This is a genomic window from Micromonospora sagamiensis (assembly GCF_014680085.1).
GTDB lineage: Bacteria > Actinomycetota > Actinomycetes > Mycobacteriales > Micromonosporaceae > Micromonospora > Micromonospora inyonensis.
This window is the reverse complement of the sequence record NZ_AP023438.1, coordinates 184,318-196,693: the sequence shown is the minus strand read 5'-3', so window position 1 is coordinate 196,693 and position 12,376 is coordinate 184,318. Positions and strand designations below refer to the sequence as shown.

The window sequence follows — 12,376 nt, the reverse complement described above, 5'->3', positions numbered from 1 at the left end:
CTCACTTGCCGCACTGCTCGGCGAACGCGACCAGCGCGTCGGCGCAGACGGTCGCGCCGTGGTCGGCCAGCGCGATGGTGTAGTGCGTGGTGGGGGAGACCCGCTGGTGCGCGAAGCGGGCCATGGCCGCGCTCTCCGCCTGCACGAGCGCATCGGGGTACAGCGGCGGCTGGCCCGGGTAGAAGCCCTCCTCGGCGGTCAGCAGCGTCACCGGCACCTCGATCGCGGCCAGCCGCTTACGCAGCAGGTCGGCGTCGAGGGTGTCCAGGTAGTCCGCGCGAATCGCCGCCTCGGAAGCCCTCGGTCGCAGCCGTGGTGCGGTGCCGCCGAGGTCGTAGTCCAGGTACGCGTGGACCCACGGTCCCCACACCTCGGCCGGGAACGCCGGCAGCGGCCGCCAGTAGTCGTGGTACGCCTCCCGGCTCGGGAACTCCTGCCGGAGCCGGGCCAGTTGTGGACCCAGCACGACGTCCAGCAGCGCGACCGGGTCGACGCCGGGCGGGGCCGTCAGCGGTAGCCCGCCGTCGACCATCATGACGCCCGTGACCCGGTCCGGGTGCTCGGCTGCCAGGGCCGCCGCCACGAACGCGCCCATCGAGTGCCCGACGACGACGCAGTCGTCGAGGCCGAACGCGGCCATCGCCGCGGCGACGTCCCGGGCATGCTGGCTCATGCCGTAGGGGCCGCCCTCCGGCTTGTCGCTGCCGCCGCGGCCACGCAGGTCCAGGGCCAGCAGCGGACGCCGTCCGGCCAGCCGTTCGGCGATGCCGACGAAGTTAACGTAGGACGCGGTGATCCCGTGCAGGGCCACGATCGGCTGGCCGCGTCCCGGCCAGAACCCGAACGCCAGCTCCACCCCGTCCCCGGCGACCCGGCCCTGTGCTTCCCGGCTCGGCACCACGCCCATCGCACTTTCCCCATTTCCTCACGAACGATCGTTTGGAAGAAGGTCAGTCTCGGCTCCCACGACCCCAGCGGTCAATACCCCCACGGGCGACGCCTTGACAGAGGCGGTGATACGCGTCGATGCTTCCAAACAAACGACCGTTTGGAAGGGGTTCGATCATGGCAGTCAACCCTGGTCGATGGCTGCGGACGCTCGCCGCAGCTCTCATCCTCGTCACGGGAGCCTTCGTCGCTCCGCAGCCCGCGCAGGCGGCCTCCGGCACGTTCTTCTACGGCACCTACATCTCGCTCTACGGCACCCGGGACTACCACGGCTACCTGCCCTCGACCTACCGACCCGGCACGCCGATCCCGCTCGTCGTGGCGCTGCACGGCTGTACCGAGAACGACGTCGGCTTCGACCTCCTCACCGGCTGGAGCGCCCGCGCGGAGCAGAAGGGCTTCGCCGTCGTGATGCCGGACCAGAGCAACCTGGTCAACCCGGCCGGCTGCTGGAACTGGATGCTGCCGACGAACCAGCGTCGCGGCTTCGGCGAACCGGCGATCATCTCCGGAATCACCAACCGCATCGTGAGCCAGTACGGCGTCGACCGCCGCCGCGTCCACGTCACCGGCATCTCGGCAGGCGGGGTGATGGCCAACATCATGGCCGTCGCCTACCCCGACGTCTACGCCGCCGCGAGCATCGTCGCGGGCTGCGAGTACCTGTGCGACCCGCTCCAGCTCACGACGCCGCAGCAGTCCGGCCAGGCGGCGCTGCGCGAGATGGGCAGCCGCGCCCGCAAGGTGCCGGTCGTCATCTTCCAGGGCACCAACGACCTTGTCGTACCGCCGTCGACCGCGTACCGGATCGCGGGGCAGTGGACCACCGTCGCCGGAGCCGACGCCGTGCCCGACCAGACCGTCAACGGCCAGGTGCCGGGTGGGCGCAGCTACACCCTGCTGCGCTACCACGACAACGCCGGCCGGGCGATCGTCGACCAGTACATGATCAACGGCGCCGGGCACGCGTACCCGGGCGGCTGCTCGTGCAGCATCTTCGGCGACCCGGCCGGACCCGACGCGACCGGCCTCAGCTGGGACTACTTCGCCGCCCACCCCATGCCGTAGACATGCCCACCGTCAATGCTGGCTTCCTGAGGGCACAAGGAGCCAGCGCGCGAAGCAGTCGTCGTCGTCAAGTTCGGTGTACCACCGGATCTTGAACCGATACGTGGTGGTGTCAGTCGTCTGGATCAGCATGCCCGGGTCGGGCTGTCGCGCTGGCGGACCGTGCACGACCGGCACTGGCCCTGGCCTCGTCGGCGACAGCGGGGCCGAGTACTCGCCGTCGCCGTCGAGTGCTGTGCTGAAGACCGCCAGTCCACCACTGCCGACGACGAGGTCACGACCCGTGTCGTCCTCGGCGTCCGGATACTCCAGCGCTGCCGCGAGCACGGTCGGGTAGTCGGGCCCAGATGCCTGTACGAAGGCGAGGCTGCCATCCTCGGACTGGAAGACCTCGATCCAACTGTCGTCACGGACAACCCCGTCCCCGCCAACCAGAGCCGCGCTGCCGGACCCGACGGAGATCGTGGTGTCCTCTGGAGCCAGGTCGACGACTCGTTCGAAGTCGTCATTGCTGTAGCCGCGCCAGTCGCTCCGCTGCATGGCGTCGATGGCGAGGAACGGCTCACCGTTGGTCCACTACCGGCCTACGTGAACCCATGATTTTCGCACCGCGACAGTATCGCCACCGCGTACCGGGGGTCAGAGCCTGGGCCCGTGGGATGGCAGTGGTGCGGCTGGGCGGACCGCGGTGAACTGGTCGTGTTCGTACCGGGTGGCGGAAAGCAGCAGTAGCCATTCGTCGCAACCCTGCCACGGGTAGAGGTCGGCGGCGCCGCCGCGTACGGTCCGGGGCCCGTCGCCGGTGCGTGGCCGGGCGTCCGCCGGCGCGCCCGCGAAACCGGGGATCCACACGTCGGCGCAGATCTCGCCCGCCGAGCCCATCGCGGTCAGGCCGAAGGCGTTCTCCCCGGCCGCGGTCCGCTCCTTGTCACCGAAGTCGTCGAGGAGCTGGTCCTCGCCCGGTTTTTCGTCGCCGTGGAAGGTCAGCGTGGTGGTGCCGGCCCGGGCCGCGTACTCCCACTCGGCCTCGCTGGGCAGTCGGAACGGCAGGGCCTCGAGCAGGTCGTCCAGGTCGTCCTCGAGTCGGGCCGTGCCGGAGTGGCTGTCGGCGTAGAAGTCCTCGTATTCGGGCAGCCAGTGCCGGACCTGGGCGACCGTCAGCGGGTGCCGGGCGATCAGGAATGGTTCGACCCGCACCTCGCGCACCGGCTGGGCGTCCCCGGCGCTGGCGAAGAACGGCTCGAGAGTGTCCTCGCCTCCTCCGCTGCGCTCGATGGCGCGTACCGCGTTCAGCTCCGCGTCGGACAGGCCCATCCGGAACGTGCCGCCCGGCACCTCCCGGAACACCACGCCCGACATGGTGTGCACCCATGCCGGACGACCGGCCACGATCTCCTCGGTCCACATGGTGCTGTGTCCACTAACGTTCACTGGCTTTTCGGTGGCGTTGTGGATCCTCGCTGGTTGGGCGAGCGACTCCCCACCGATTGGTGGGGCGGGCCACAGCGGGCCATCTTGATCCTCGCGCTGCCGGGTGGGCGGCGGGGGTCACGTCGGGACCGACCAGCACCGGGTAGGTGCCGGCCGGCTCGACGGTGCGTGACCACCCCCGGCAACACGACACACGTGCTGCCGGTGGTGGTGGGTCCGCCGCCCGGTGTGCGGGTGGCGATGCTGGCCGCCGCGACCACGTCACGGTGACCGGAGAACTGGCAGTGCGGGCAGGTCAGCGTCCGCCCGCGCGGCTTCGACACCCGCCGTGCGCAGGCGGGGCAGGTCGAGGACGTGCCCCGCTCATCCACGAGGTGGACGGTGATGCCGGCGAGGGTGGTCTTGTCGGTCAAAATCTGCAGGAGCCGGCCGATCTGCCACTGCCGTAGCCGCAGGTTGTGCCTTCGCCCGGCCGGTAGGTCGAGGACACCGCGCGGGTCGCCGACCTTGAGCACGCCGACCCGCTGGTTGACGGCCCAGGTGATGACGGTGCGGGCGGCCTCGTGCTGGGCCTGTCGCACCCGCCGCCGATGGCGGCCCTCCACCCGCCGGACCCGAGCGCGGTACCTGCGCCACCGGCGTGATCCGCGCTGGCCGGGCTTCGGCGCTCGCCGGGCCACGGCCCGGCGGCGGGCTTTGGTGTCGGCGAGGTGCATGCGGTGCTCGGCGCGGATCGCCCGCCCCGACACCAACAACGCCTCCCCACCAGGACCAGCCACCGCGAACGGATGGATGATCCCCACGTCCACACCTGCGACCCGGGTCTGGTCCGGCCCCTCACCAGATGGGTAGACCGTGATCGGGACTTCGGCGGTGACGTCGAGGAACAGGCGGCCGCCTTCGGACAGCAGGGTGATCGAGCGGATCTGCTCGGCCGGGTACGGCACCTCGCGGGCCAGGCGCACCCACAACGGCCTGGTGCCTCGTGCGGTAGGGATACGTACGCGGCGGCCGTCGAGGGTGAACGTGCCGTGGTACCAGCGCACCGGCATCAACCCTCGCCGACGCCTGGGGAACCGCGCCGACACGTCACCCGCCTTGCGGCGTTTCGCCGTCGCGAACCACGCGTCTGAGAACCGCCGCAACACTGATCGCGCGCCCGTGGTGTCCAGCTCGCCGAACGTGCCCGGCCCGGACGCCGCCAACTCCCGGCACAACTCCTGGTAGCTCGTCAACGGGGTGTCCTGGCGGCGGCGTCGCCACGTGTTGGCCTCCAACACGCACGCCCACACATCCCCGGCCGAACGCAACAACCCGAAGCACCGCCGACGTTGCCCCGACGTCACCCGCAACGCCACACGGGCGGTGCGATGCACCACCAGAGGCGCACCCGGATCCCGACGACGAGGCATAGCAAGCAGCCAACACCACCGGTACGACACTTTTCACAACCGCTCGATTACCCCGTCAACGTTCAAAGACGCGGCGCTGGCAGCCGTCAGCCGGGTGGTACGCCTCCCCGGATCCCTGCCGAGTAGCACGACCGACGGGGCACGGACTGCTGGTTGGTCGATACGAACGGTCGATGCGCCGAGAGTAGTGGCGTTGCTACTTTTCGCATCCGTGTCGCCCGTCGGGCGCACGCCGGACCCACGGCGTCCGTGAGTCGACCGGCGCAGAGATGAGGTGGATGGGATATGAGACGTGCGTTCGTCGTAGCGGCGGCGCTCTGCCTCACGCTACCGGGCGTACCTGCCCTGGCAGCGCCCGCTATGGAGCACGACCACGGGGAGCCAACCCCGGTCTTCGCTGTACGCACCGGCGAACTGGCCCGGCCGGAGAGCGTCGTCGCGTTCGACACACTGGCCGACGACTACACGACGACGGCGGACGGTCAGGTCCTGGTCGGCTTCCTCCTGGCCGCAGCCGAGGAGAGTTCGCTCGACCCGGGCGTCATCCACGTTCGCACCCGGGACGGGCGCAACGTCTCAGGGCCGCACCGGCCCGAGGCCCCAGGACAGGCGTCCAGTTTCACCATCGCGACTCTCTCACCGGGCTCCGGATACGACGTGACGCTTCGGTCGCAGCGCGGCACGACGGGGGCGTACCAGCTCTCCGCGTTCCTCGCCGGTGATGCCAACAGCGACTTCCAGGTCAACCAGGACGATCTGGTCGCCATCGACGCGCTTGCCGGCACCGCATACGGCGACCCGACCTACTCACCCTGGGCCGACGCCGACCGCAACGGAAAGATCAACGCGGCCGACCGGCAGGTGGCGGGGAAGAACCTCGGTGCGGCGACCCGGCTGCGGCTCGACGTGGCCAACCCGCTGGACGAGCCACTGCCGGCCGACGCGCTGACGCTGGACGGCCTGTCCCCGCAGGGCTTCAACGCGGTGTCCGCCCCGGCGGCGTTCGCGTTGGCCGGAGCCGAGTTTCACGACGACCCCGCCGAAGCGAAACTGACCGTCAACGGCCACGCGGTACCGGCCGACCGGATCAGCCTCACCCCGAGCCGGGTGACCACCTCCGGGGCGCTGGTCAACGGCCGCAACACGATCGCCTTCACCGGTGTGGACTCGATCGGTCGCCCGCTGTACCACACCACGACCGTCTGGGCCGGCGTCAACAACCTGCGGGTCGACGTGGTCGACCAGACCGGCGCCCCGGTCACCGATGAGGTGACCGTGCGGGTGAGCCTCACCGACGACCAGGACGTCCACACCGAGACGACCACCTCCACCGGGAGGGCCACCTTCGCCAACGTGCCGTCCCGGACGGTTCTCGTGAAGGCCACCGCCAGCGGCAACCGACTCGGCACCGTCGGGCTCCACGCCGGCCAGGGCTCCGTCCGGGTGACACTGCTGAGCTTCGGGCAGGCCAGTAGCATCGCCAACAACGACTTCAGTCAGGGTGCGGCCGGCTGGGACATCGGCTCGGCGCCGGTGTCGATCGCCCCGCACGTCGAGGGCATACCCGGAAGTGCCGGGGTCTCGGCCCAGGCCGCGCCCGATGAGACGCGCGCCGAGGAGCCGCCGATGGCCCCGGCGAAGGCCGAAGAGTCGGACGGGACGCCGGACGCCCTGGCAATCGTCGACAACGACCTCACTCTCAGTACCACCGTCGAGGGTGAGCAGGCGATCTCCCGTACCTTCACCACGGAGCCGGAGGTCACCGCGATCCGCATCCGGTACCGCTTCATCACCAGCGAGGTGCCCGGGGGGTACTTCGGCAGCCAGTACAACGACTACTTCCGGGTGGCCCTGCGCAGCCAACAGGGCGGCGGAGCGAACGCCGAGGCGAACAGCATGAACGGGCTCGGCCTCGGAGAGTTCCACTACGGCAGCGGCGCCACCGGTTGGCGGGATCTGACCCTGCCGGTCGACCAGGACGGCGACACCATCCAGGTTGACCTGGGCGTCGCCAACGTCGGTGACGGCGCGTACGACTCGCAGGTGGTCGTCGACTTCGTCGAGGAGGTCCGCGACCAGATCAGCCCCACCCTGGCCTGGAACAACACCCAGGGGGGACTGGACCTGACCTACACCGTCGAGAACGGAGAGCTGGAGCAGGCCGGCCGGATCGACGTGTACTGGGCCAACGGACCGGGCCACGCCAACCGGCTGGGTGCGCCGGTGTTCAGCCATGAGGTTCCGGCCGGCACTGCCGAAGGATCGCACGGGCCGGTCCGGATCGCGGGCAACCTGCTCGCAGGCGATCCGGCCGGGGTCACCCACCTGGTGGCGACAAGCAGCCCCAGCCGAGTGGGGGCGGTGGCCGACGTCCGGGTGAACTTCGGCCCGAACGCGAACGCCGGGGCGGTCCGCGCGGCCACCATCGACATCATCAAGGACAGCCAGCGGGCGGCTGGCCAGGCAGCGGTGACGATCAGCAGCACCGCCCGGACTCCGGCCGACCAGGCCCGCGCCATGTTCCAGAACCTGACCAACGCGGCCCGTCCGATCGCCACGAACGTGCAGAACCAGCTAGACCTCTACGCGGCAGCCGGTGACGCGGTGGTCAACGTCTTCGTTGCACAGACCCAGGGCCTGAACCGGCAACAGATCCTCGCGAACGGGGGAGCGATCCGGGCGGCAATGGAACAGGAGATCAACAACCAGGGGCCGCAGAACGTGTCCCGTCACTGCGCCGACCCGAACGTCGTCAACGTCGCCGACATCGGCGCGGGTGCGTTCACCGCCGCTGGCGGCGCGCTCTTCGTCAACGCAATCCGCCCTCGAGTCACGCGATTCCTCGACGAACGCGCCAGCAACAACTGCTATCACATAGAAGTGCAGTAGGGCGACCGATCCGTGGGGGCGGTACGGCACACTCTGCCGTACCGCCCCCACCCTGGTGCACGGCAAGAAGCAGCGGAGGCGATCAGGCGGCGTGCCGGCGGCGGCCCAGGGACAGGAGCAGGCCGGCGGCGGCCAGGGCGGCGCCGGCACCGGCGGCGTACCCGGGGAGGCCGGCGGGGATGCCCAGGTGGACGGTGATGCCGAGGATGCGGGACAGGCCCCAGGGCAGCAGCGCCAGCTGGTCGTTCCAGACCGTCAGCGCGCGCTCCAGGCCGACCACCGCGACCAGGCCGGACAACACGCCGAGCGGGACGCCCGCAGCGGTCAGGGTCAGCCCGACAGCACCTCGGCGTCGCAGACCGTACCGGTCCCGCAGGACCAGGGCGGTGGCCACGAACAGCCAGCAGAACGCCGCGAACGCGACGGTGACGTACACCGCGCGCAGGGTCGGCTCGGTCCAGAAGGCGAACCAGTACCGCCCCGGTCCGCGCCCGGCGAGCGCCACCAGCAGCAGCACGCTGCGCAGCAGCGCGACACCGCCGACCACGGCCCACAGGTGGAACGGGTCCCGCCGGCCGACCACGAGGCGTACGACGAGGGCGAACAGCGCCCACCCGCCGAGGGTGACCAGCAGGTGCGCCGGGGCGGCGAACCAGGTGAAGACGAGCCGGCTCCCCACCAGCACCGCAGCCGGGACCAGCCACACCAGCACCCGGTCCACCCGGGACTCGGGCACCGGCAGCGCGGCGACCCGCCAGGGGCGGACCGCGCCGAGCAGCAGCCCCCGCGCGGCGGCACCGCCGAACCCGCGCCCGCGCAGGCCGAGCAGGACCACCAGCAGGATCGACCCGAGCAGCACCCGGGCCGCCCAGGCCATCGCCGGGTCCCGGTCCGCGCGCCGCGCCCCGAGGTCGGCGGCGGTGAAGTTGTACGCCGGCAGGTCCAGGTCGGCGCCGTAGCGCTGCCGGTGCACGTCGCGCGCGTCGGCGTACGCCGCCCCGGCCAGCCGCCAACCGTGGTAGGCGGACGGGGAGCCGGTGTCCAGCCACTGCGTGTGCCGCAGCACCATGGTCCGGTAGGCGCCCAGGGTCTCGAACAGGTTGACCTGATAGTCGAGCGTCCTGGTGAAGTGCTCGCGTAACCCGGCGTCCCGCCACGTCGCCGGGTCGGTCGTGGCGACCAGGTCGCGCATGCGTCGGGCCAGCGTGACGGCCTGCTCGCCCTCGTCGATCGCCGCGTCGACGCGACCACCGGTCACCGCGTAGATGCTGCCGAGCGCGGCGGAGTCGCCGGTCGGGATGTCCCACTCGAAGATCCACATCATCGGCGGTGGTTCCAGCCCGAGCGCCCGCACCGACCGGTCGGCGTACGGCCCGATGTAGAGGCCCCTGGTGACCGCCTGCCGGGACAACGCCATGGCCTGCCCGATCGCGGCGACGGTGGCCGGGTCGGCGGAAAACGTGCGGTACGCCCAGTCCGCGGTGACCTGCGCCGGGTCGGCGTCCGGATCCCAGGCCAACCGGGCGGTGGCGTACGTGTTCAGGTCGTACAGCTGCCAGAACCCGGCGCGCAGGTGCAGCGACATGGGCCCGGCGCGCAGCGGGCCGCCGTCCTGGGTCCAGTTCCAGACACCCTCGACCCTCGGGTTGGCGGCGAGGAACTCGCGTAGCGCCTGCCGGTGCAACGGGCCGAGGTCGTTGGGCAGCGAGCCGAACCCCTCGAACTCGCGCCGGGCCTGGAACTCCACGATGCGGCGGTGCCCACCGGAGCGCAGCGTGGTGTTCAGCGGCAGGTGACTGTAGAAGTCGCCGAGGGTGTACTTGGTGGACACGATCAGATGCGGGTCGTCGAACCCGCCCAGCACCTTCTCGTACGACTCCGGGTTGGTGTGCAGGTCACCGACGGCGCCGACGCCGACCGTCCAGGTACGGAAGACGACCTCCCGGCCCGCCGCGCCCGCCGTGTCCAGCAGCGCGCGCAGCATCGTACGCACGGACGCGTCCGTGGTGACCGCGAGCTTCGACGAGTAGTCCCAGCCGTCGGCGGCGTACACCTCGCCGCCCTCGCCGACGCGGACCATCAGGCCGTCGACGAACGGCATGCTCTCGAACAGTTCGGCCAGCCCGGCCTGGTAGACCGCCCACAGCCGGGGGTCGGTCACGTCGAGGCCACCGACGGTCCTCGTCAGGTACGCCTCCAGCGGAGGCGACACCGCGAGCATGTCGGTGAGCAGGAAGACCTTGACGCCCATCTCCTCGGCGTACCGGAAGACCGGGCCGAACGCGGCGACCATCGCCGTCGCACGGTCGACGTGCGGGTCGCCGGGCGGGTAGACCGCGTGCCCGTCGCCGACCTTCGCGAAAGTGACGTACTCCAGGAAGCCGGGCACGACGATCCCGTTGTAGCCCTGCGCCACCGAGTGATCGACGAACTTCCGGAACTGCGCGTCGATGCGGGCCACCGCCCCGGCGTCCACCCACGGAGCCCTCGGCAGTAGCGCCGACGAGACCACGTCGGTGTTCAGGTTGTAGTCGTCGCCCGCGGCGAAGGCGGCCGGGTCGGGCTCGCGGCCCACCGAGCCCGCGTCGGTCAGCCGCAGGCCGAGCCGGGGCGTGACCAGCCGGCCGGCGTCGGCGGCGGGAAGCACCTCGGCGCCGGAGCGGAGCCGGTCGGCGAGCCGGTACAACCCGGCTGCGGTGCCGGCGACGTCGCCGCCCTCGACGGCCAACTCGGTCCCGCGCACGCCGAGCCGGTACGACTCCGGCGTCCCGCCCAGGGTCGCGACCACGGACGCCCGCAACGTGGTCGGGGTGCCCCGGTCGGCCCGTCGGGGCGCGGCCGGTCCGGTCTGTGCCGGGGCACCCGGGGTGGTTCCGGCCGTGACCGGGGTGACGACCGGGCGGGGCAGGCCACGGAAGACGAGCGCGTCGGCGACGGCGGTGGCGGCCTTCCGGATGCGCGGCTCGTCGGGTACGACGAGGGAGGCCAACGGCGGTGCCGGCGCGACCGTCCGGGGCGGCGCGGCGGTGACCTCCTCGTGCGGCACGTCGGCGGGGGTGTGGGTCAGCCTGAGCGTGTCACCGACTCCCCAGGCCACGGCCGCGCCGAGCGCCACCAGGACGACCACCGCGACCACCAGCGGGTACGACCTGCGGACTCGTGCGACGTGAGCCACTCTCGCATTCTAGGGGCAATGTGGACCACCTGCGCGCCGCTGCACCGCCCGCCGCTCAGACGGGGGCGCTGGTGTGCCAGTCGCCGAGGAACGCGTCGACCAAGGCGTGCGCGCGGGGCCGCAGGTCGAAGGATTCCACCCGCCGACGGCGCGCCATGTGGGCCAACGCGTCGGCGGCCTCGTTGAGCGGGTGACCGCTGTGGCCCTTCACGTGTACGAAGACCAGGTCGGGACGTCCGGCCACCTGGACGGCAAGGCGGGCCAGGGTGGGCTGGGCCGCCCACTGGCGGTCCCGGAGCTGGTAGCCGGCTGGCATGTCGTCGGTCTCGCCGGCCTGCCAGCGGTGTAGCCACTCCACCGCGCCGAGGCTGTCCACCAGCACCGTGAGCCCAACCGGCGGCTCGTCGTAGGCGGTCAGCAGAAACTCGACCGCCCGCAGTTCGTTGACGAGGACCCGGGACGGGCCGGTCGGGTCGAGCCGTCCGGTGCCCCGGCCGCGCAGCCCGTACCGGCCGTCGGTGACGACGTAGCCGATGCCGCCGACCCGTCCCTTCCAACTCGCGTCCGTGGCCGCCATCAGCGGTGTGGACGCTTCGGCCCACCGGGTGACCCGGCCCCGGCCGTGTCCGGGGTCGTCGCCGGTCCGGCGGTGGACGTCATGGTCTGCGGCGAGTCCCTCGGCGGTGTCGAGCAGCTCGCCGGCGGCGGTCAGTTCGTCGTAGCGGGCGGCGGTGAACGCCAACTGGACGGCGTCGCCGACCCGCTGGCACCCCTCGCAGTCGGCGGCGCGCAGGTAGTGGCGCAGGGCGAGAAGTCGCGGGTGCCGGTCGGCGGGGAACAGCTCCAGGGACCGGAGGAACTCGTCGGAGCGCATCAACCGAGCGTCACGTCGACGCCGCCGGAGAACGGCGAGTCGTGCAGTTCGAGTTTGGTGAGCTTGACGTTCTTCGGGATGTCGAAGACGACCACGCCGGTGACCTGGTTGCCGGGGTTGATGTCGTTGAGGAACGTCTCGGCGTTCTTGTTGGCGTACATCGCGGCGCCGCTGTCGGCGGAGTACTCGGTGCCGTCGGCGGCGTACGCCTTCTGGCTGCTGCCGTCGAACATCTGCGCTTCCTTGCCGATGTTCTTGACGTTGACGGTGATCAGGCAGAACTGGCCCTGCGCCTTCTGCCCGAGCAGGTCGGTGCCGATCTTGGCGACGCCGCACTTCGAGGACTTGACGGTGAACTCGAACTTGCCGTCCCGGGCGGGCTGGCCGACCTTCGCGACGGTGGCCTTCTTGTCCTCACCCGTGCCGCCGGCACTGTCGGCGCTGTCGGTGGCCCCGGCTCCGCAGCCCATGGCGACGAGAGCGGTGGTGACCAGGGCGAGAGTGGTGGTTTTGCGCAACGCGTCCTCCTGCATCCGGTGTGGCGGCGTCAATAAGAGCATGGTGCGTGAACGGTGTCAA

9 protein-coding genes are annotated in these 12,376 nt (G+C 71.2%); 2 read left to right on the top strand and 7 right to left on the bottom strand.

Going from position 1 to position 12,376, the window contains the following annotated elements; all coding sequences use genetic code 11:
* Nucleotide 1 precedes the first annotated feature (1 nt).
* Nucleotides 2–907, bottom strand: coding sequence for an alpha/beta fold hydrolase (locus IGA62_RS00685; protein WP_145817163.1), 906 nt, complete (start codon nt 905–907; stop codon nt 2–4).
* Between the two features lie 158 nt (nt 908–1,065).
* Between IGA62_RS00685 and IGA62_RS00680 the strand changes: the two genes are divergently transcribed.
* Entirely contained in the window at nt 1,066–2,016 is a 951-nt protein-coding gene (locus tag IGA62_RS00680; protein WP_186499794.1) for an extracellular catalytic domain type 1 short-chain-length polyhydroxyalkanoate depolymerase, read from the top strand.
* Nucleotides 2,017–2,028: 12 nt separating this feature from the next.
* On the opposite strand, the gene IGA62_RS00675 is transcribed toward IGA62_RS00680, so the two are convergent.
* The 3 genes from IGA62_RS00675 to IGA62_RS00665 all read right to left on the bottom strand — a co-directional run bounded on the left by IGA62_RS00675 (nt 2,029) and on the right by IGA62_RS00665 (nt 4,889).
* Nucleotides 2,029–2,556 carry a hypothetical protein gene (locus tag IGA62_RS00675; protein WP_232624833.1) on the bottom strand — a complete coding sequence of 176 codons (528 nt, stop codon included), beginning with the start codon at nt 2,554–2,556 and terminating at the stop codon, nt 2,029–2,031.
* Nucleotides 2,557–2,655: 99 nt separating this feature from the next.
* A complete protein-coding gene (locus IGA62_RS00670) occupies nt 2,656–3,423 on the bottom strand; it encodes a formylglycine-generating enzyme family protein (protein WP_145821894.1) in 768 nt (255 codons plus the stop codon).
* 20 nt (nt 3,424–3,443) lie between these two features.
* Nucleotides 3,444–4,889: an RNA-guided endonuclease InsQ/TnpB family protein gene (locus IGA62_RS00665; RefSeq protein WP_145817167.1), complete on the bottom strand. Its 1,446-nt coding sequence runs from the start codon at nt 4,887–4,889 to the stop codon at nt 3,444–3,446.
* Nucleotides 4,890–5,219: 330 nt separating this feature from the next.
* On the opposite strand from IGA62_RS00665, the gene IGA62_RS00660 reads away from it, so the two are divergent.
* Complete coding sequence (locus IGA62_RS00660) at nt 5,220–7,748, top strand: hypothetical protein (protein WP_145817169.1); 2,529 nt, start codon at nt 5,220–5,222, stop codon at nt 7,746–7,748.
* Between the two features lie 82 nt (nt 7,749–7,830).
* On the opposite strand, the gene IGA62_RS00655 is transcribed toward IGA62_RS00660, so the two are convergent.
* From IGA62_RS00655 to IGA62_RS00645, 3 genes are read right to left on the bottom strand one after another with little or no spacing between them, the layout of a single operon-like run.
* Nucleotides 7,831–10,923 carry a hypothetical protein gene (locus tag IGA62_RS00655; protein ID WP_198501172.1) on the bottom strand — a complete coding sequence of 1,031 codons (3,093 nt, stop codon included), beginning with the start codon at nt 10,921–10,923 and terminating at the stop codon, nt 7,831–7,833.
* Between the two features lie 55 nt (nt 10,924–10,978).
* Nucleotides 10,979–11,797 carry a ribonuclease HI gene (locus IGA62_RS00650; protein WP_145817172.1) on the bottom strand — a complete coding sequence of 273 codons (819 nt, stop codon included), beginning with the start codon at nt 11,795–11,797 and terminating at the stop codon, nt 10,979–10,981.
* Entirely contained in the window at nt 11,797–12,357 is a 561-nt protein-coding gene (locus IGA62_RS00645; RefSeq protein WP_232624831.1) for a DUF4352 domain-containing protein, read from the bottom strand. Before IGA62_RS00645 ends, IGA62_RS00650 begins: the two co-directional genes overlap by 1 nt.
* Nucleotides 12,358–12,376: the final 19 nt, after the last annotated feature.

Excerpts from the sequence above, each read along its gene's own strand:
- IGA62_RS00685 (WP_145817163.1), bottom strand. The coding sequence starts at position 907 with ATGGGCGTGGTGCCGAGCCGGGAAGCACAGGGCCGGGTCGCCGGGGAC.
- IGA62_RS00680 (WP_186499794.1), top strand. The coding sequence starts at position 1,066 with ATGGCAGTCAACCCTGGTCGATGGCTGCGGACGCTCGCCGCAGCTCTC.
- IGA62_RS00675 (WP_232624833.1), bottom strand. The coding sequence starts at position 2,556 with ATGCAGCGGAGCGACTGGCGCGGCTACAGCAATGACGACTTCGAACGA.
- IGA62_RS00670 (WP_145821894.1), bottom strand. The coding sequence starts at position 3,423 with ATGTGGACCGAGGAGATCGTGGCCGGTCGTCCGGCATGGGTGCACACC.
- IGA62_RS00660 (WP_145817169.1), top strand. The coding sequence starts at position 5,220 with ATGGAGCACGACCACGGGGAGCCAACCCCGGTCTTCGCTGTACGCACC.
- IGA62_RS00650 (WP_145817172.1), bottom strand. The coding sequence starts at position 11,797 with ATGCGCTCCGACGAGTTCCTCCGGTCCCTGGAGCTGTTCCCCGCCGAC.
- IGA62_RS00645 (WP_232624831.1), bottom strand. The coding sequence starts at position 12,357 with ATGCTCTTATTGACGCCGCCACACCGGATGCAGGAGGACGCGTTGCGC.